Source organism: Micromonospora sp. NPDC005205 (genome assembly GCF_040608275.1).
Lineage (GTDB): Bacteria > Actinomycetota > Actinomycetes > Mycobacteriales > Micromonosporaceae > Micromonospora.
Genome location: NZ_JBEXHV010000008.1, coordinates 99,780 through 118,605 on the forward strand (window position 1 = coordinate 99,780; position 18,826 = coordinate 118,605).

Genomic DNA, 18,826 nt, shown 5'->3' on the forward strand with positions numbered 1-18,826 from the left:
TGATGCCGCAGGGACAGCCGAGTTCGGTGCCGCAGGACGGGTTGACGACCCGGCAGCGGCGGCACCGGCCACTGCTGATCGTCCACACCGGGCAGATGAAGGGGAAGTCGACGGCGGCCTTCGGGCTGGCGTTGCGGGCCTGGACGGCCGGTCTTCCGGTCGGGGTGTTCCAGTTCGTCAAGAGCGCCAAGTGGCGGGTGGGGGAGGAGAACGCCTTCCGGGCGCTCGGCGAGGTGCACGAGCGCACCGGCCAGGGCGCGCCGGTGGCCTGGCACAAGATGGGCGAGGGCTGGTCCTGGATCCAGCGCGGCGGCGACGCCGACCACGCCGCCGACGCCCTGGAGGGCTGGCGGCAGATCCAGCGCGACCTGGCCGCCGAGCGCTACGGGCTGTACGTGTTGGACGAGTTCACCTACCCGATGAAGTGGGGCTGGGTGGACGTCGACGAGGTGGTCGCCACCCTGGCCGACCGCCCCGGCTTCCAACACGTCGTGATCACCGGCCGGGACGCCGACCCGCGCCTGGTCGCCGCCGCCGACCTGGTCGCCGAGCTGACCAAGGTCAAGCACCCGATGGACGCCGGCCAGAAGGGCCAGAAGGGCATCGAGTGGTGACCGCGCACTGGGCGCTGCCCCGGGTGGTGGTCGCCGCCCCGGCCAGCGGCCACGGCAAGACGACGGTGGCCACCGGGCTCCTCGCCGCGTTGCGCCGGCGGGGCCTGACGGTCAGCCCACACAAGGTCGGGCCCGACTACATCGACCCCGGCTACCACGCCCTCGCCGCCGGGCGGGCAGGGCGCAACCTCGACCCGTTCCTCGTCGGAGCCGACCGGATCGCCGCCCTGCTGCGACACGGCGCGAGCGTCCCCACGCCCGCCGACATCGCCGTCGTCGAGGGCGTCATGGGCCTGCACGACGGCGCGGTGGGCCGCCGCGACTTCGCCTCCACCGCGCACGTCGCCCGGCTGATCGAGGCACCCGTGCTGCTGGTGCTGGACACCACCGCGCAGGGCAGGTCGGCCGCCGCGCTCACCCTCGGCATGGCCGCGTTCGACCCGGCGGTACGGATCGGCGGGGTGATCCTCAACCGGGTCGGCTCACCCCGGCACGAGACGCTGCTGCGTGACGCCCTCGCCGAGGTGGGCGTACCGGTGCTCGGGGCGGTGACCCGCGCCGCCGAGGTGGCCGCGCCGGCCCGGCACCTCGGGTTGGTGCCGGTCGCCGAGCGGGCACCCGAGTCCGTCGCGATCGTCACCGCGCTCGCCGAGCTGGTCGAGGCCACAGTGGACCTCGACGCCGTGCTTGACCTGGCCCGGACCGCCCCGCCGCTGACCACAGCGGCCTGGGACCCGGTCGCCGCCGTCGGCGGGCCGGTCGGCCTCGAACGGCCACGGGTCGCGCTCGCCGGTGGCCCGGCCTTCACCTTCTCGTACGCGGAGACCGCCGAACTGCTCACCGCGGCCGGCGCGGACGTCGTCACCGTCGACCCGCTGCGCGACCCGGCCCTGCCCACCGGCACCCGGGCTGTGGTGATCGGCGGGGGCTTCCCCGAGGCGTACGCGCAGGCGCTCGCCGACAACACCGCGCTCCGCGCCGAGCTGGCCGACTTCGACGGGCCGATCGTGGCCGAGTGCGCCGGGCTGCTCTACCTCGGGCGGTCCCTGGACGGCGTACCGATGTGCGGTCGGCTGGACCTGACCGCCCGGATGACCGACCGGCTCACCCTCGGCTACCGGGAGGCGGTGGCCGTCACCGGCTCCCCGGTGGCGCGCGCCGGCGAGCCGGTACGCGGCCACGAGTTCCACCGCACCACCACCGACCCGGGGTACGGCGACGCGCCGGCGTGGCAGTGGAACGACACCCCGCACGGCTTCGTGGCCGGCCGGGTACACGCCTCCTACCTGCACACCCACTGGGCCGGTCACCCGGACGCGGCCCGCCGACTGGTCGAGGCGGCCCGATGAGCGCCACGCTCACCGGGGTCGGCGTCGGCCCGGGCGACCCGGAACTGCTCACCGTCAAGGCGGTGCGGCTGCTGCGCGAGGCCGACCTGGTCTTCGTACCCGTGATGGCGGACCGGGTCACGCCCACCGCGACCGCCGGCGCGACGCCGCCGGGTGCGGACGCCGGGCGGGCCGAGGCGACAGTGCGGGAGCACGTCGCGAGCGACCGGCTGCGTCGGCTGCCGTTCGCGCTCGACGACCGGGGTGGGGTCACCCCGCGCAGGGCGGCGGCCTGGGACGACGCCGCCCGGGTGGTGGTCGAGGCGATCGATGCGGGCGCGCGGTCGCTGGCGTTCGCCACCATCGGCGACCCCAACGTCTACTCCACCTTCGGTTACCTGGCCCAGAGTGTCCGCGCGCTGCGCCCGGCGGTGCGGGTGGCGACAGTGCCCGGCGTCACCGCCATGCAGGAGCTGGCGGCGCGCAGCGGCACCCCGCTCTGTGAGGGACGCGAACCGCTCACCCTGCTCCCGGCCACCGCGGGCCTGGCGCTCTTTGCCGACGCCCTCGCCGGGCCGGGCACCGTGGTGGTCTACAAGGGCTGGCGGCGGCACCCGGAACTGCTCGCCGAGCTGCGCCGGCAGGGTCGCCTCGCCGACGCCGTGCTCGGACGCGACCTGGGGCTCCCCGGCGAAGGCGTCGGGCCGGTCGACGACACCGGGCACGACCTGCCGTACCTGTCGACGCTGCTGGTTCCGGCCCGCCGCGAGCACCGAGGAGGAAAGCTGTGACCAGCGACGGCACCGTGTGGTTCGTCGGAGCCGGCCCGGGGGCGGCGGACCTGCTGACCCTGCGGGCCGCCCGGGTGATCTCCGAGGCGGACATCGTGATCTGGGCGGCCAGCCTGGTGCACGCCGACGTGCTCGACCACGCCCGCCCCGACGCGGAGATCGTCGACTCGTCGCAGCTGCCCATCGAGGGTGTGCTGCCGCTCTACCAGCGCGCCGCCGAGCAGGGGCTGACAGTGGCCCGGATCCACTCCGGAGACCCGGCGCTGTGGGGCGCGGTGCAGGAGCAACTGGACCTGTGCCGGGCGCTCGGACTGGCCGTCGAGATCGTGCCCGGGGTGTCGTCGTTCACCGCCGTCGCGGCGATCATCGGACGGGAGCTGACAGTGCCCGAGGTGGCCCAGTCGGTCATCCTCACCCGCCTCGAAGGCGGCAAGACCCCGATGCCGCCCGGCGAGCGGGTCCGGGACTTCGCCCGGCACGGCACCACGATGGCGCTGTTCCTCTCCGCCGCCCGCTCCGGGCAGGTGCAGGCCGAGCTGCTGGCCGGCGGCTACCCCGACGACACGCCGGCCGTGGTGGCGTACCAGGCGACCTGGCCCGACGAACTGGTGGTGCGCTGCACCGTCGGCACCCTGGAGGCGACGGTCAAGCAACACAAGCTGTGGAAGCACACCCTCTTCCTGGTCGGCCCGGCCCTCGCCGCCGAGGGCACCCGCTCGCACCTCTACCACCCCGGGCACTTCCACACCTTCCGCCGGGCCGAGCCGGCCGCCCGCGCCGAGCTGCGCCGCGCCCGCGCCGGAGAAACAGAAACCCCATGACGTACGCCGAGCCGCCGCTGCGCGAGCCGGATCTGCCGCGTACCGCGAAGGTCCGGCCCACCGCTCTGCGCACCGGCTGGACCACCGGCGCGTGCGCGACGGCGGCGGCGAAGGCCGCGGTCACCGCGCTGGTCACCGGCAGCAGCCAGCAGGAGGTGGAGATCGGGCTGCCGGCCGGACGCCGGGTGCGTTTCCCGGTCGAGCGCTGCGAGGTGACCGGCACCCCACCGGTTCGGGCCGAGGCGGTGGTAATCAAGGACGCCGGGGACGACCCGGACGTCACCCACGGCGCCGAGCTGACCGCCACGGTGAACTGGACCGACGTGCCCGGCCTGCGGCTGGCCGGCGGTGCCGGCGTCGGCACGGTCACCAAACCCGGTCTCGGGCTCGCGGTCGGCGGCCCGGCGATCAACGACACCCCCCGCCAGATGATCGGCGACGCCGTGGCCGAGGTGGTCGACCTCAGCGAGGTCGGAGTCCGGGTCGTGATCAGCGTGCCCCGCGGCGAGGTCATGGCCCGCAAGACCACCAACCGTCGCCTCGGCATCCTCGGTGGCATCTCGATCCTCGGCACCACCGGGATCGTCCGCCCCTTCTCCACCGCGTCGTGGCGGGCCAGCGTCGTGCAGGCCGTGCACGTGATGGCCGCCCAGGGCGAGCCGACAGTGGTGCTCTGCACCGGTGGGCGTACCGAGCGGGCCGCCCGTACGCTCCTGCCCGACCTGCCCGAGGTCTGTTTCGTCGAGGTCGGCGACTTCACCGGGGCCGCGGTGACCGCTGCGGTGGGTGACGCCATGACCGGTGTGGTCTTCGTCGGCATGGCCGGCAAGCTCGCCAAACTGGCGGCCGGCATCCTGATGACCCACTACACCCGCTCCACTGTGGACCTCTCCCTGCTCGGCGCGGTGACCGCCGAGGCCGGCGGCGACCCGTCGCTCGTCGCCGCCGTGACCGAGGCGAACACCGGGCGACACGCGTACGAGCTGTGGGAGGCCGCCGGGCTGCTCGCCCCGGCCGGCGACCTGCTCTGCCAGCGGGTCCAGGCGGTGTTGCGGCGCTTCGCCGGGCCCACGGTGACAGTCGACGTGGCGATGGTCGACTTCGCCGGAGCGCACGTCGTCGCCTCGTCCGGCCGGTGGCCCCGATGACGCGGATGGCCTCGGCGACCCCACCGGCCCCGGTGACCGCCGTGTCAGTGGTCGGCCTGGACGCGGCGGGCGCACCCCCGCACCCCGCGCTCGCACCGGTGCTGGCCACCGCCGGGCTGGTGGTCGGGGCCGCCCGGCACCTGGCCGCGGTGCCCGTACCGGCCGGCGCGGACACCATCGCCCTCGGGCCGCTCGCCCCCGCCCTGCGCCGCCTCGCCGAGGCCGTCGACGCCGGGGTGCCGGCCGTGGTGCTGGCCAGCGGCGATCCCGGCCTGTTCGGCATCGTCCGGCGGCTGCGCGCGGCCGGGCTGCCGCTGCGGGTGGTGCCGGCGGTGTCCAGTGTGGCCGCCGCGTTCGCCCGCGCCGGGCTGCCCTGGGACGGCGCCGCCGTGGTCACCGCGCACGGCCGCGATCCGCGCCCGGCGTTGAACGCCTGCCGGGCGCTGCCACTGGTCGCGGTGCTCACCGCGCCCGGCGCCGGCGCGGCCGAGCTGGGCGCCGGCCTGATCGGCTGGTCCCGCCGCCTGTTGGTCGCCGAGCACCTGGGCACCGCCGCCGAACGGATCCGCGCGGTGACCCCTGAGCAGGCCGCCGCCGAGACCTGGGCCGACCCGCACGTCCTGCTCAGCCTCGCCGACCCGGTACCGGCCGGGTCCGCGCCCGCCGACCCCGCGCCCGCCGACCCCGCGCCCGCCGACCCCGCGCCCGCCGGGTCCACGTCAACCCCCGCCCTGCCCGCCTGGTCCGCGCCCGCCCTGCCAGATCGAGGTACGGCCGGTATGCGCGCCGACAACCAGCCCGCCGCCGCGCCGGCCGGCGGTTGGGCGCTGCCGGAGGACCGGTACGCCCACCGCGACTCCATGATCACGAAGTCGGAGGTGCGCGCCCTCGTCGTCGCCCGGCTACGCCCTCGACTGGGCCGGCTGATCTGGGACATCGGGGCGGGCAGCGGCTCGGTCGGCATCGAGTGCGCGTTGCTCGGCGCGGCAGTGCTCGCCGTCGAACAGGACGCCGACGCCGGTGCCACCATCCGGGCCAACGCCGCGGCGCACGCCGTGCACGTCCGACTGATCAGCGGACGTGCCCCGGCGGCACTGGCCGGCCTCCCCGAGCCCGACGCGGTCTTCGTCGGCGGTGGCGGTGTCGACGTCCTCACCGCCGTGGCGGCCCGCCGACCCGAGCGGGTGGTGCTCACCCTGGCCGCACTGGACCGGGTCGCACCGTCCGTGGGTCTGCTGCGCGCCGCCGGCTACACGGTCGAGGGCAGCCAGCTCTCCGCCGCCCGCCTCGCCGACCTGCCCGGCGGGTCGATCCGCCTCGCGGCCACCAACCCGGTGGTCGTCCTCACCGGGGAGCGCCAGTGACCGAACAGAACCCGCCCGCCCGGATCGGCCTGGTGGCGGCCACCGCAGCCGGCCGCCGGCACGCCGACACACTGACCGCCGCCTGGCCGCACGCCCGGCTGGTCGAGGGGGAGACCGTCGCCGACGCGCTGCGGACCGCCTGGGCCGGGTGTGACGCGGTCATCGCGTTCCTGGCCACCGGGGCGGTGGTACGGATCGTCGCGCCGCTGCTCGACGACAAGCGCACCGACCCGGCGGTGGTGGTCGTCGACGAGGCCGCCCGGCACGCGGTGGCGCTGCTCGGTGGGCACGCCGGCGGGGCCAACGCCCTCGCCGAGCAGGTCGCCGCCCTGCTGGACGCCCGACCGGTGATCACCACGGCCACCGACGCCGTCGACCTGCCGGGGCTGGACACCCTCGGCTGGCCCGTGCAGGGCGCTGTCGCCGCGGTGTCCCGGGCCATCCTGGACGGCGAGCCGGTCCGGCTGATCGCCGACGCCGACTGGCCGCTACCCGCCCTGCCCCCGAACGTGCGCGCGGCTGACGAGGACCCGACGGACGGCGGGTACCGGCTGCTGGTCACCGACCGGGTCGTGTCCCCCGACGAGCGGACCGCCGTGCTGCGGCCGCCGTCGCTGGTCGCCGGCGTGGGCGCGAGTCGGGGCGTACCCGCCGCCGAGGTGGCGGAGCTGCTGCACCGGGTGCTGGCCGAGGCCGGCCTCGACCCGGCGAGCCTGCGCTGCCTGGCCACCGCCGACATCAAGGCCGACGAGGCAGGCATCCGCAGCACGGTCGACGCGCTCGGCGTACCCCTGGTGACCTGGCCGGCGACGCGGCTGGCGGCGGTCGACGTGCCGCACCCCAGCGAGGTGGTCCGGGCCGCGGTCGGCACGCCGAGCGTGGCGGAGGCCGCGGCCCTGCTCGGCCCGCACGGCCGGGCCGACGACGCGACGCTGCTGGTGGGCAAGACCGCGACGGCGATGGCCACCGTCGCGGTGGCCCGGCACGCGCCACGCGGCCGGCTGGCCGTCGTCGGCCTCGGGCCGGGCGCCGCCGACCTGCGCACCCCCCGGGCGGTCGCCGAGCTACGCCGCGCCGCCGTGGTGGTCGGCCTCGACCAGTACCTGGAGCAGGTCCGCGACGTGCTCCGCCCCGGCACCCGGGTGCTCTCCAGTGGGCTGGGCGCGGAGGAGGCGCGGGCGCGCGCCGCCGTCACCGAGGCCGCCGCCGGCCGGGCGGTCGCGCTGATCGGCTCCGGCGACGCCGGGGTGTACGCGATGGCCAGCCCCGCCCTGGAGTACGCCGACGAGCGGATCGAGGTGGTGGGCGTCCCCGGGGTCACCGCCGCCCTTGCTGCCGGGGCGCTGCTCGGCGCGCCCCTCGGCCACGACCACGCCTACGTGAGCCTGTCCGATCTGCACACCCCGTGGGACGTCATCGAGCGGCGGGTCACCGCCGCCGCCGAGGGCGACTTCGTGACGCTCTTCTACAACCCGCGCAGCCGGGCCCGCGACTGGCAGCTCGGCAAGGCGCTCGGCATCCTCGCCACGCACCGGTCACCGGACACCCCGGTGGGCGTGGTGCGCAACGCCAGCCGCCCCGGCGAACAGGTGCACCTCGCGACCCTCGCCACGCTCGACCCAGCCATCGTCGACATGTACAGCGTCGTGGTCGTGGGCAGCAGCGACACGCGGCTGGTCGCCGGCCGGATGGTCACACCCCGGGGGTACCGGTGGCGCTCGTGACGATCGACGCCTGCCAGGGCTGCGGCGCGTGTCTGCTCACCTGCCCCACGCACGCGATCCGGCCGGTCGCCGGCGGCCTGACGGTCCGCACCGACCGGTGCACGGGCTGCCTGGAGTGCCTGGAGATCTGCCCGGTCGACGCGATCCGCGTCGTCGCTGACCCTGACGCGATCCGCGTCGTCGCTGACCCTGACGCGATCCGCGTCGTCGAGCCCGACCCCTGTGAAGGAGCCCGATGAGCCGGGTGGTGCACCCCATCGAGGCCGAGTCGTACCGCATCCTGCGCGAGCGCGTCGACCTGTCGCACCTGCCGCCGCTGACCCGCGCGGTGACCGAGCGGGTGGTGCACGCCAGCGCCGACCTCGCGTACGTCGACGAACTGGTCTGCTACGAGGCCGCCCTGGAAGCGGGGCTGGCGGCGCTGCGCGCCGGGGCGCCCGTGGTCACCGACGTGGCGATGGTCGCCGCCGGCATCACCCGGGCCGGCCTGGAACTGGTTTGCCCGGTCGCCGAGCCGGCCGCCGCCGCGCTGGGCCGCTCGGCCGGGATCACCCGCTCGGCGGCGGCCGTCCGGATCGCAGTGGAGCGGGTCGGAACCGGGGCGGTCTGGGTGGTCGGCTGCGCGCCCACCGCGCTTGTCGAACTGCTCACGGTGGACGCCGCACCGGCGCTCGTGGTGGGCCTGCCGGTCGGCTTCGTGGGGGCCGCCGAGTCGAAGGCGGCGCTGCGGGCCAGTGGCCTGCCCGCCGTGTCCAACGTGGGGGAGAAGGGTGGCTCGGCGGTCGCCGCCGCCGCCCTCAACGCCCTGCTCTACGTCGAGGAGAAGTCATGACCGGGTTGGTCATCGTCGGGCACGGTACGCGCAGCGCGGCCGGGGTCGAGCAGTTCGCCGCTCTCGTCGAGCGGGTCCGTCGTCGGGGCGACATCGGCGACGTCGAGGGTGGCTTCATCGAGCTGTCCCGTCCGCCGCTGACCGACGCGGTCGGCGCGCTCGTCGCCCGTGGGCACCGCGCCCTGGTGGCGCTGCCGCTGGTGCTGACCGGCGCCGGTCACGGCAAGGGCGACATCCCCGCCGCGATGGCCCGGGAGCAGCAGCGCCACCCCGGGCTGAGCTACCGCTACGGCCGCCCGCTCGGCCCCCACCCGCTGCTGCACGAAGCCCTCGAACAGCGCATCGACGCCGCGCTGTCCGGTGCCGACCGGGCCGACACGGTGCTGTCCGGTGCCGACCGGGCCGACACGGAGCCGGCTGGTGCCGACCGGGCCGACACGTGGGTGGCGTTGATCGGGCGGGGGTCCACCGACCCGGACGCCAACGCCGAGGTCGCCAAGGTCGCCCGGCTGCTCTGGGAGGGACGTGGCTACGAGGGCGTGGAGCCGGGGTTCATCTCCCTGGCGCAGCCGTCGGTGCCGGCCGTGCTGGAGCGCCTGCGCCGCCTCGGCGCGCGGCGGATCGTGGTGGCACCGTACTTCCTGTTCGCCGGGGTGCTGCCGGACCGGATCGTCGCCCAGTCGGCGGAGTTCGCCGCCGCCCACCCCGACCTGGACGTCCGCGTCGCCGAGGTGATCGGCGACTGTGACGCCCTCGCCGACCTCGTCCTGGAGCGGTACGCCGAGGCGCTGGGTGGGGACATCAGGATGAACTGCGACACCTGCGCGTACCGGGTGTTGATGCCCGGCTTCGCGGACAAGGTGGGTCGTCCGCAACGCCCGCACGACCACCCCGACGACCCGGTCGGCCACCACCACCATCACGACCACGGGCACGACCACCACGACCACGACCACGGGCACGGCTCGGTCGCCGTGGTCGGCGGCGGGCCGGGGCCCGACGACCTGATCACGGTACGCGGGAAGGCGCTGCTCGACGCCGCTGACGTCGTTGTGGTCGACCGGCTCGCCCCGCAGGGGCTGCTCGCCGGGCTGCGCCCCGACGTGCTGGTCGTCGACGCCGCGAAGGTGCCCCGTGGCCCGTCGATGGCCCAGGAGGCGATCAACGAGGCACTGGTGTCGCACGCCCGCGCCGGCCGCCGGGTGGTCCGGCTCAAGGGCGGTGACCCGTACGTCTTCGGGCGCGGCCACGAGGAGGTGCAGGCTTGCGCGGCGGCCGGCGTGCCGGTGACCGTGGTCCCCGGGGTGAGCAGCGCGCTCGCCGCACCGGCCCTCGCCGGCGTGCCGGTGACGCACCGGGGCGTGGCGCACGACGTCACAGTCGTTTCCGGGCACCTGCCGCCCGGGCACCCCGACTCGCTCGTCGACTGGGCGGCGCTGGCCCGGGCCCGGGGCACCGTCGTGCTGCTGATGGCCGTCGACACCATCGCCAAGATCGCGACCGTGCTGATCGAGCACGGTCGTGCCCCGGAGACCCCGGTGCTCGCCGTGCAGGACGCCGGGCTGCCCGACCAGCGATCGGTGCCCGCCCGGTTGGACGAGATCGGCGCTGTCGTCGCCCGGGAGGGCGTCGGCCCACCTGCCGTCTTCGTCCTCGGCCCGGTGGTAGCTCTCACCACCACCGGGCCGACGGGGTGACCACTACTCGCTGCGGGCGGTCTCCGGCCCGGTGATCCGTTCCAGCAGCGGCAGGGTGGAGGCGATGACGCCGAGGCAGGCGGCCAACCCGACGACGACGATCACGTAGAAGCCCGGCTGCGGCGCGACCAGGGTGTAGCCCATCTGCGCCCGCAGGAACAGGTGGGCGGCGAGGAAACCCATCCCGATGGCGACGGCGGCGACGGCGAGCATCGGCACGGCGCTCTCCAACGCCACCACCCGACGCAGGACCCGCACCGGAGCGCCGCTGAGCCGCAGCAGGCTGAACGGGCGTCTGCGCTCGGTGAGACCGCCGATCACGCTGACCGCGAGGCTGCAACCGCCGAGCGCGAGGCTGGCGATGATGACGACGTTGGCCAGTTGTTCCCAGGCGCGCAGCGTGTTGGCGAACTCCGACTCGAAGTCGCCGGGCACGTTCGGCGCCACCCGAAAGGCAGGGAAGGCGGCCTCAAGGGCGGTACGTGAGCGTTCGACGGCGGCTGCCGATCCGTCCGTGTCGACGACGATCGTCATCACCGGCAGCTGTTCGAGACTGCCGAGTGGAACCGACGCGGCGGGCCAGACCCTGGTGGACGACGCCGACTCCCGGAAGGGGATGAGACCCGTCGCCACCTCGGCGACGATGGCGCCGTCGGCGCACCGGCCGTACGCGCTCGGGATCTCGGCGCACGCGATCAGGCCGGGCTCGCTGGCGCTCTTCCAGTCCGGGTTCTCGCGCACCGCAGCTGCGGACTGCACGCCGGTGATCGAGCGCAGCTCGGTGAGGAGCGAGTCAGGCGTCGCCGGTGCGTCCTCAGGAAGGTAGAGCGACACCTGTCCCGCCTCGGTCGAGCCGACCGGTGCCGGGCCGCGGTTGGTGACGATCGTGGTGATCACCCCGACGGCCACGCTCGTCACGAAGAGCGCGAGCATGATGCCGCTGATCGCCCGGAAACCGGCCTTCGGGTTGTCAGCGAGGCGACGCGCGGCGATGAGGGTGGCGGGGCGGTTGGCGTACCGGGCCATCACCCGGGCGCCGACCATCGTCAACCACGGGCCGGCGAAGACCAGGCCGGCCATGATGAGCAGCAGGCCGGGCAGGAACACCGCCGCCTGGCCGTCGGACGTCTCGGGCCGGAAGCCGATGGCGAAGAACAGCACGGCGACACCGAGCAGGATCGGGATCAGCCGGTACGCGCGCGGCGCGCGGGGAGTGACCCGCCGGGTGACGCCCAGCGGCGAGATCCGTACGCGGCGCAGCGAGACCTGCGCCGCCAGCGCCGCGCCGGCCGGAACGCCGAGCGCCACGAGCAGGATGTCCAGCACCCCCAGCGACATGTCGCTGGGGAAGAACGGCATGCCGGTGAACGGTATGCCCGCCATCGAGCCGCGCGACGCGTAGAACAGGCCGAAGCCGACGGCGGTGCCGGCGACTGCGGCGGCGGCCGCCTCCACGGCGGCGACCATCGAGATCTGGCGGGGTGTCGCGCCGACCAGTCGCATCGCGGCGAAGCGCTGCTCCCGGCGGGCGGCGTTGAGCCGGGTGGCCGTGCCGATGAAGATCAGCACCGGAAAGAGCAGCCCTCCGGCGATCACGCCCAGGATGAGGTTCACAGTGGTTTCGGGAAGCGCGGGAGTGTCGCCGACGGTGGTGATCTGCCGGACGAGGGGCAGTGCGGCGACCTGGTCCGGCGTGCCACCCATGATGACGAGCAGGGTGTCCGGGGAGGTCAGCGCGGCTGGGCCGACGGTGCCGAGGTCGCGCCCCGGGTAACGCTCGCCCAGGTGGTCGGCCGGGTGAGTGGCCAGCAGGTCGCGCATCGCGGGCGAGGCGTAGTACTCCCCGGGGCCAGGGATGGTTGGGATGCCGACCGGGGTGGGCGCGCGTTGTCCGCTGGGCGCCACGTCGATCCGGATGATCTGCTCGCCGTGGAAGTAGTCCTCCCGGGTCGACCACCACAGAGGATCGGCGTCGCCGACGGGCGAGGCGTTGGGATAGATCGAGGCGTACCGGGTGAGCTGGGAGTTGACCGCGTTGACCCCGGCGAGGGTGGTCAGCAGCAGACCGCTGCCGATCGCGACGGCGGCGGCGATGACGACGAGCCGGGTGAGCGCCTCGCGGCCGCCGGCCACGGCGAGACGGAGCCCGAAGCGGATCATGAGGCGACCCGGTCCGGTGCGTTCACGCGCCCGTCGCGGACCATGACCTCGCGGTCGGCGTACGCGGCGATCCGGGGCTCGTGGGTCACCAGGATGACGGTGGTGCCCTGCTCGCGGGCGGCGCCGACCAGCAGGTCCATCACCTCCTCGCCGGTGAGCGAGTCGAGCGCGCCGGTGGGCTCGTCGGCGAAGAGCACCTGCGGCTCGGCGACCAGGCCGCGAGCCAGGGCGACCCGTTGCGCCTGCCCGCCGGAGAGCTCACCCGAGCGCCGCTGCTCCAGGCCGTCCAGCCCGAGGCGCGCGAACCAGGCTCTCGCCTTCGGCAGCGCCTGCTTGCGGCGTACGCCGCTGAGCAGGAGCGGCAGCGCGACGTTCTCCACGGCGGTCAGCTCGGGGACGAGTTGACCGAACTGGAACACGAAGCCGAAGCGGTCCCGGCGCAGGCTGCTGCGCTGGGTCTCGGCCAGGGCGTCGATCCGCGCCCCGTCGAAGAGGATCTCCCCGGAGTCGGGCACCAGGATGCCGGCCAGGCAGTGCAACAGGGTGGACTTGCCCGAGCCGCTGGGGCCCATGACGGCGAGGATCTCGCCCGACTCCACGGCGACACTCGCGCCGCGCAGGGCGGGCGTCTGGCCGAAGGCGAACGTCACGTCGCGTGCCTCGATGACGACGCTCACGGCCGCACCTCCTTGCGTAGGGCGTCCAGTCGGGCGCCGGTCATCTCGATCCACCGGAGGTCCGCCTCCAGGTGGTAGAGGCCGTGGTCGGCGAGCAGCGCGTCGACCAGGCTGCCGGCGCGCTTGATCTCGGTCAGCTCACGCATCCGGTGCAGGTGCGCGCTGCGCTGGGTGTCGAGGTATTCGGCGGCCGGGCGGTCCAGCATGAGCGCGAGCACGACCTTGGCGAAGAGCACCGTCTGCAGGTGCGGTTCCGGGTCGACCGGTTGGGTCAGCCACTGCTCGACCTCGGTCGCGCCGACGTCGGTGATGATGTAGCGCTTGCGGTCGGGGCCGGAGCCGGGAGCGACGTCGCTGATCACCACCTTGCCGTCGCGGGCCAGTCGGCTGAGGGTGGAGTAGACCTGGCCGAACGGCAGTGGCTTGCCCCGGCCGAAGAAGGCGTCGTAGTCGCGCTTCAGGTCGTAACCGTGGCTGGGCTCCCGTTCGAGGAGGCCGAGAAGAGTCAGTGGCACGCTCATGCCGAGGAGACTACCCCGAGGGTATACCTCGCGTATATACCCTCGGGGTGTTCGTGAGGAACGCCTGGTCCAGGCGTTGCTGGGGGATGGGGATGGGCGCGGCCGGTGTGCGGTCAGCCGATCAGGGCGCGGGCCACTGCGTAGCCGGTGGTGGCCGCGGCGAGTCCGGCGGCCACGCTGCCGAGCACGTTGGCCAGCGCGAGGAGCCGATGGCCGTCAGTGGTCAGCCGCAGCGTCTCGTAGCTGAAGGTGGAGTAGGTGGTCAGCGCGCCGCAGAACCCGGTGCCGAGCAACGCGCTCACCGCCGGGCCGACCGGCCACCCGACCAGGACGCCCAGTAGCAGCGACCCGGCCACGTTGACGAGCAGCGTGCCCCAGGGGAACGCCGAGCCGTGCCGGGACTGCACGGCCCGGTCGGTGAGGTAACGCAGCGGCGCGCCGACCGCCGCGCCCAGTGCGATGAGCAGGACGGTCATCGGGTCACCCGACGCAGCAGCCCGGCGGTGACGGCGTCGCCCAGGGCGACCGCCACGAGCGCACCGAGCACCGTCGCGGCGAGGTACGTCAGCGCCGTGCCCGGCGCGCCCGCGACGATCGCCTGCTGCACGTCGACCGCGTAGGTGGAGAAGGTGGTGAACCCGCCGAGCACCCCGACTCCGAGGAACGGGCGAGCCAGCGGGGGCCCACCGTCGAGGTGCCCGAGCACCGCCATCAGTACGCCGATCAGCAGACACCCGGCCGTGTTGATGGTGAACGTGGCCCACGGGAAGCCGGTCGGTGGGTGCGGAACGGCGTGTTGCAGGCCGGCCCGGGCCAGCGCGCCGAGCGCCCCGCCGGCCGCGATGGCGGCGAGGATCGTCGCGGGGCGCGCGGTCAACTCGCGGCGGTCGGCGGGGACGCGCAGGTCGACGTCGGGGTCGGTACGCGGCTCGAACGGCTCTGGCACGGCTCCTGAGCGTAGTGCCGGCGACGGCAGCGTCCGCGCACCGCCGCGACAGGGCGTCAACGCACCGCCGCGACAGGGCGTCAGCGCACCGCCGGCGACGGCCGGGTCAGCGCACCGCCGCGACGGCGGCGTCCGAGCCGCCTCGCCAGACCGTGCCCACCTCGCTGAATCCGGCCGCGGTGAGCGCGGCCAGGTGCCACGAGACCGGTGGGTTCCATTCTGGGCTGTGCCCGGTCGGGTAGATGGCGTGTCGCTGGGCGACCAGCGGGGCGAGCGACGGGTCTGCGCCGGCGCGCTGCCACCAGTCCGACCAGGACAGCACCGAGCCGGCGGCGTACCGGGCATTGCGCCGGTCCCGGGCCCGGTCCATCAGCCGCTTGGTCAGCTCCGGCACTGAGTCGTCGGGCATGTGATCGGCGTTGACGAAGACGCCGCCCGGCCGCAGCACGTCGCGTAGCTCGGCGTAGAGCTGCCCGAGCCGGTCTGCCGGCAGCCAGTGCAGGGCGGTGGCGGTGAGCACGGCGTCGTACTCCTGGTGCGGCAGCGTGGAGCGCCACTCGGGGGTGCCGAGGTCGGCCGTGACGATGGTGGCCCGGTCGGCAAGCGAGGCGTCGGCGATGGCGAGCAGCGCCGGGTCGAGGTCGACCACTGTGGTCTCGGCGGCGGGGAAGCGAGCGAGGGTCCGCAGCGAGATGGTGCCGGTGCCGCCGGCCAGGTCGAGCACGCGTGGCGGTCGGTCGTCGAGGACCGCGTCGACGGTGTCGAGCATGGCGGTGAACCGGTGCTCACGGTCCGGCATGAACGCTTCCTGCTGGCGGTCCCAGCTTTCCTGCCAGGCCCAGGGATCTGCGATGTAAGGACTCATGGCGATCAGGCTAGTTACGCCGCCGACGCGTTGTCCAGACCTTGTTGCACATCTTTTGCAATTGCGAGAAGATGGCAGGGCGATGATCGAAGCGACGCCGGGCCGGGCATCCGCCCGGCCCGGCGTTGTCGTCGAGGCGGGTCAGACGGCGGTCCCCGCCAGCTCCGCCTCGGCTCCCGCCGGCTCGTCGCGGCGGGCCAGCCGCAGCGCGCCGAGGAGTACGACCAGACCGATGAGGGTGAGTGCGGCGCCGGCCCAGATCGGCGAGGTGTAGCCGAGTCCGGCGGCGATGGTCACCCCGCCGATCCACGCGCCCAACGCGTTGCCGAGGTTGAACGCGGCGATGTTCGCCCCGGACGCCAGGGTCGGCGCCTGGTGGGCGTACCGCATGATCCGCATTTGCAGCGGCGGCACCGTGGCGAAGCCGAACCCGCCCATCAGCACCAGCGCGACGATGGTCAGCGCCGGATTCGTGGCCGTCAGCGCGAAGCCGACGAGCACCACGGTGAGCACCGCCAGGACGGTGACCAGCGTGCGCGACAGTGACCTGTCCGCCGCCCGGCCGCCGAGCAGGTTGCCCGCGAAGAGCCCCACGCCGAAGAGGACGAGCAGCCACGGCACGGTGCTGGAGGCGAAGCCGCTGACCTCGGTCAGCGTGTAGGCGATGTAGGTGAACGCGCCGAACATCCCACCGAAGCCCAGGACGGTGATCACCAGGGAGAGCCAGACCTGCGGGTGGGTGAAGGCGCGCAACTCCCCGCGCAGCCCACCGGCCGGCCGGTCGGCGTTGGTGGTGTCGCCCACCGGGATCAGCAGGGCCAGCCCGATCAGGGCGACCACCCCGATGGCGGTGATCGCCCAGAACGTCGACCGCCAGCCGAAGTGCTGCCCGAGGAAGGTGCCGAACGGCACGCCGAGCACGTTGGCGATGGTCAGACCGGCGAACATCATGGCGATGGCGCCCGCCCGTCGGGCCGGTGCGACCAGGCCGGCGGCGACCACGGCGCCGATGCCGAAGAACGCGCCGTGGCAGAGCGCGGCGACGATCCGGCCGGCCATCATCACGGCGTAGTCGCCGGCGACGGCGGACAGCAGGTTGCCGATGATGAAGAGCACCATCAGGCCGAGCAGCACGGGTTTGCGCGGCAGGCGGGTGACCGCCGCGGTGAGGGCGACCCCGCCGACGGCCACGCTGAGCGCGTAGCCGGAGATCAACCAGCCGGCCACCGGCTCGGTGACCGCGAAGTCGGCGGCCACCTCGGGCAACAGCCCCATGATCACGAACTCGGTGAGACCGATGCCGAAGGCACCGATGGCCAGCGCGATCAGGCCGGGCGGCAGGGACTTCTGGGGTACGGACATGGTCTTCCCATCGAGTGGAGGCAGATAGGCGGCGCGTGCAACTACACGCGCCAACAACGAAATACTTGCACGCGCTTTATATCGGCGCAAGCGTGCTAGTCTGGGGCCCGTTCAGATCACACCGAGGAGGCCAATATGGGCATCGCCGACGACGCGGTCGAGATCCGCGCCCAGGGCTGGCGCACCCTCGCCGCCCTGCACGCGCTGATCGAGACATCCCTGGAGCGGGCGCTGCAGGCCTACCACGAACTCTCCGTCGTCGAATACACGGTGCTCGACGCGCTCTCCCGCCAGGACGGCTGGCACATGCGGATGAGCCAGCTCGCCCGGGCCGCCGCGCTCTCCGGGAGCGCCACCACCCGGCTGGTCACCCGCCTCGAACAACGGGGGCTGCTCACCCGCATCCTCTGCGCCGACGACCGGCGCGGCATCTACACCGAGCTGACCCCGGCCGGCTCCGAGCTGCTCGCCCAGACCCGACCCACCCACGACCGGGTGCTCACCGACGCGCTCGCTCAGGCGGAGGCCGCCCCCGAGTTGGCGCCGCTCGTCGACGCCCTGCACCGGCTGCCAGCCACCCGCTGACCGCCCGGCGGCCGGCGCGGCAGCGGGCGTACGGTACCCGCAGCCCCACCGGGACCGCCGCGCCAAGGAGGCAGCCGATGCAGGATCGCACCCCTCGTCCCGAGGAGCTGGAGCCGATCGAGCGCGCCGGCATCGACGAGCTGCGCGCCCTGCAACGCGACCGACTGCGCTGGTCGTTGCGGCACGCGTACGACAACGTGCCGCACTACCGGCGGGCGTTCGACGCGGCCGGGGTGCACCCCGACGACTGCCGGGATCTCGACGACCTGGCGCGTTTCCCGTTCACGGGCAAGGCGGAGCTGCGGGAGAACTACCCGTTCGGCATGTTCGCCGTACCCCGGGAGCGGGTGGCCCGCCTGCACGCCTCCTCCGGCACCACCGGCCGGCCGACAGTCGTCGGCTACACCCGCGACGACCTGCGCACCTGGGCGCGACTGATGGCCCGCTCGATCCGCGCCTCCGGCGGCCGCCCGGGCGACCGGGTGCACGTCGCGTACGGCTACGGGCTCTTCACCGGCGGTCTGGGCGCGCACTACGGAGCCGAGGAACTGGGCTGCACCGTCATCCCGGTCTCCGGGGGCATGACCGAGCGTCAGGTCATGCTGATCCGCGACTTCGAACCCGAGGTCATCATGGTCACGCCCAGCTACCTGCTGGCCATCGTCGACGAGATGCGCCGCCAGGGCGTCGACCCGCGGGCCACCTCACTGCGGGTGGGCATCTTCGGCGCCGAGCCGTGGACCGAGGACATGCGCCGCGAGATCGAGCAGCAGTTGGACATCCACGCCGTCGACATCTACGGACTTTCCGAGGTGATGGGCCCCGGCGTGGCGACCGAGTGCGTCGAGACCAAGGACGGCCTGCACCTCTGGGAGGACCACTTCTACCCGGAGATCATCGACCCGGTCACCGGGGCGGTGCTGCCCGACGGCGAGCGGGGTGAGCTGGTGTTGACCTCCCTGACCAAGGAGGCGATGCCGGTGGTGCGCTACCGCACCCGCGACCTGACCCGGCTGCTACCCGGCACCGCCCGCCCGATGCGCCGGATCGAGAAGATCACCGGCCGCACCGACGACATGATGATCCTGCGTGGAGTGAACATCTTCCCCACCCAGATCGAGGAGCTGATCCTGCGCACCCCGCAGCTCTCGCCGCACTTCCAGTGCGTCCTCGATCGGCACGGCCGGCTGGACACCCTCACGGTGCGGGTGGAGCGGCGGGCCGACGTCGACGTGGACGCCGCCGAGCGGGCCGGCGGCGCGCTGGTTCAACTGGTCAAGAACACCATCGGCGTCAGCGTCGCGGTCGACGTCCTCGCCCCCGACACCGTGGAACGGTCGATGGGCAAGATGCGCCGCATCGTCGACCAGCGACCGTCCGCCTGACCACTG

The 18,826-nt window shown here is 74.1% G+C and carries 19 protein-coding genes; 12 read left to right on the top strand and 7 right to left on the bottom strand.

From position 1 onward, the window contains the following. Positions 1 to 2: 2 nt before the first annotated feature. From cobO to cobA, 10 genes are read left to right on the top strand one after another with little or no spacing between them, the layout of a single operon-like run. Complete coding sequence (gene cobO / locus ABZU43_RS16780) at positions 3 to 614, top strand: cob(I)yrinic acid a,c-diamide adenosyltransferase (protein ID WP_355007415.1); 612 nt, start codon at positions 3 to 5, stop codon at positions 612 to 614. After that, positions 608 to 1,963, top strand: a complete 1,356-nt coding sequence (locus ABZU43_RS16785) for a cobyrinate a,c-diamide synthase (RefSeq protein ID WP_355007416.1) — start codon at positions 608 to 610, stop codon at positions 1,961 to 1,963. The genes cobO and ABZU43_RS16785 overlap by 7 nt, the downstream gene beginning before the upstream one ends. Beyond that, positions 1,960 to 2,733: a precorrin-2 C(20)-methyltransferase gene (cobI, locus tag ABZU43_RS16790; RefSeq protein ID WP_355007417.1), complete on the top strand. Its 774-nt coding sequence runs from the start codon at positions 1,960 to 1,962 to the stop codon at positions 2,731 to 2,733. Before ABZU43_RS16785 ends, cobI begins: the two co-directional genes overlap by 4 nt. Further along, complete coding sequence (cobM, locus tag ABZU43_RS16795) at positions 2,730 to 3,554, top strand: precorrin-4 C(11)-methyltransferase (RefSeq protein ID WP_355007418.1); 825 nt, start codon at positions 2,730 to 2,732, stop codon at positions 3,552 to 3,554. The genes cobI and cobM overlap by 4 nt, the downstream gene beginning before the upstream one ends. Further along, the gene (locus ABZU43_RS16800; RefSeq protein ID WP_355007419.1) at positions 3,551 to 4,702 is read left to right on the top strand and encodes a cobalt-precorrin-5B (C(1))-methyltransferase; all 1,152 of its coding nucleotides are present in this window, start codon (positions 3,551 to 3,553) and stop codon (positions 4,700 to 4,702) included. The genes cobM and ABZU43_RS16800 overlap by 4 nt, the downstream gene beginning before the upstream one ends. Beyond that, the gene (gene cbiE / locus ABZU43_RS16805; RefSeq protein WP_355007420.1) at positions 4,699 to 6,066 is read left to right on the top strand and encodes a precorrin-6y C5,15-methyltransferase (decarboxylating) subunit CbiE; all 1,368 of its coding nucleotides are present in this window, start codon (positions 4,699 to 4,701) and stop codon (positions 6,064 to 6,066) included. Before ABZU43_RS16800 ends, cbiE begins: the two co-directional genes overlap by 4 nt. After that, entirely contained in the window at positions 6,063 to 7,790 is a 1,728-nt protein-coding gene (gene cobJ, locus ABZU43_RS16810; protein ID WP_355007421.1) for a precorrin-3B C(17)-methyltransferase, read from the top strand. Before cbiE ends, cobJ begins: the two co-directional genes overlap by 4 nt. Beyond that, positions 7,787 to 8,029, top strand: coding sequence for a 4Fe-4S binding protein (locus tag ABZU43_RS16815; protein WP_355007422.1), 243 nt, complete (start codon positions 7,787 to 7,789; stop codon positions 8,027 to 8,029). Before cobJ ends, ABZU43_RS16815 begins: the two co-directional genes overlap by 4 nt. Beyond that, positions 8,026 to 8,622, top strand: coding sequence for a precorrin-8X methylmutase (locus tag ABZU43_RS16820; RefSeq protein WP_355007423.1), 597 nt, complete (start codon positions 8,026 to 8,028; stop codon positions 8,620 to 8,622). The genes ABZU43_RS16815 and ABZU43_RS16820 overlap by 4 nt, the downstream gene beginning before the upstream one ends. After that, positions 8,619 to 10,319 carry a uroporphyrinogen-III C-methyltransferase gene (gene cobA / locus ABZU43_RS16825; protein WP_355007424.1) on the top strand — a complete coding sequence of 567 codons (1,701 nt, stop codon included), beginning with the start codon at positions 8,619 to 8,621 and terminating at the stop codon, positions 10,317 to 10,319. Before ABZU43_RS16820 ends, cobA begins: the two co-directional genes overlap by 4 nt. 3 nt (positions 10,320 to 10,322) lie before the next feature. Here cobA and ABZU43_RS16830 read toward each other — a convergent pair whose 3' ends face one another. The 7 genes from ABZU43_RS16830 to ABZU43_RS16860 form a co-directional block, all read right to left on the bottom strand. After that, positions 10,323 to 12,479, bottom strand: a complete 2,157-nt coding sequence (locus tag ABZU43_RS16830; RefSeq protein ID WP_355007425.1) for an FtsX-like permease family protein — start codon at positions 12,477 to 12,479, stop codon at positions 10,323 to 10,325. Beyond that, complete coding sequence (locus tag ABZU43_RS16835) at positions 12,476 to 13,156, bottom strand: ABC transporter ATP-binding protein (RefSeq protein ID WP_355007426.1); 681 nt, start codon at positions 13,154 to 13,156, stop codon at positions 12,476 to 12,478. Before ABZU43_RS16835 ends, ABZU43_RS16830 begins: the two co-directional genes overlap by 4 nt. Further along, positions 13,153 to 13,677 carry a PadR family transcriptional regulator gene (locus ABZU43_RS16840; RefSeq protein WP_091398392.1) on the bottom strand — a complete coding sequence of 175 codons (525 nt, stop codon included), beginning with the start codon at positions 13,675 to 13,677 and terminating at the stop codon, positions 13,153 to 13,155. Before ABZU43_RS16840 ends, ABZU43_RS16835 begins: the two co-directional genes overlap by 4 nt. A 113-nt stretch (positions 13,678 to 13,790) precedes the next feature. Then, complete coding sequence (gene crcB, locus ABZU43_RS16845; protein ID WP_355007427.1) at positions 13,791 to 14,153, bottom strand: fluoride efflux transporter CrcB; 363 nt, start codon at positions 14,151 to 14,153, stop codon at positions 13,791 to 13,793. Continuing rightward, entirely contained in the window at positions 14,150 to 14,623 is a 474-nt protein-coding gene (locus ABZU43_RS16850; RefSeq protein ID WP_355007428.1) for a CrcB family protein, read from the bottom strand. The genes crcB and ABZU43_RS16850 overlap by 4 nt, the downstream gene beginning before the upstream one ends. Before the next feature lie 106 nt (positions 14,624 to 14,729). Continuing rightward, positions 14,730 to 15,488: a class I SAM-dependent methyltransferase gene (locus ABZU43_RS16855; protein ID WP_355007429.1), complete on the bottom strand. Its 759-nt coding sequence runs from the start codon at positions 15,486 to 15,488 to the stop codon at positions 14,730 to 14,732. A 141-nt stretch (positions 15,489 to 15,629) separates the two neighbouring features. Beyond that, positions 15,630 to 16,850 carry an MFS transporter gene (locus ABZU43_RS16860; protein WP_355007430.1) on the bottom strand — a complete coding sequence of 407 codons (1,221 nt, stop codon included), beginning with the start codon at positions 16,848 to 16,850 and terminating at the stop codon, positions 15,630 to 15,632. 135 nt (positions 16,851 to 16,985) lie between these two features. Here ABZU43_RS16860 and ABZU43_RS16865 point away from each other — a divergent pair, with 135 nt between their 5' ends. Both ABZU43_RS16865 and paaK read left to right on the top strand, forming a co-directional pair. Further along, positions 16,986 to 17,435, top strand: a complete 450-nt coding sequence (locus ABZU43_RS16865; protein ID WP_355007431.1) for a MarR family transcriptional regulator — start codon at positions 16,986 to 16,988, stop codon at positions 17,433 to 17,435. A gap of 77 nt (positions 17,436 to 17,512) precedes the next feature. Further along, a complete protein-coding gene (gene paaK, locus ABZU43_RS16870; protein WP_355007432.1) occupies positions 17,513 to 18,820 on the top strand; it encodes a phenylacetate--CoA ligase PaaK in 1,308 nt (435 codons plus the stop codon). Positions 18,821 to 18,826: the final 6 nt, after the last annotated feature.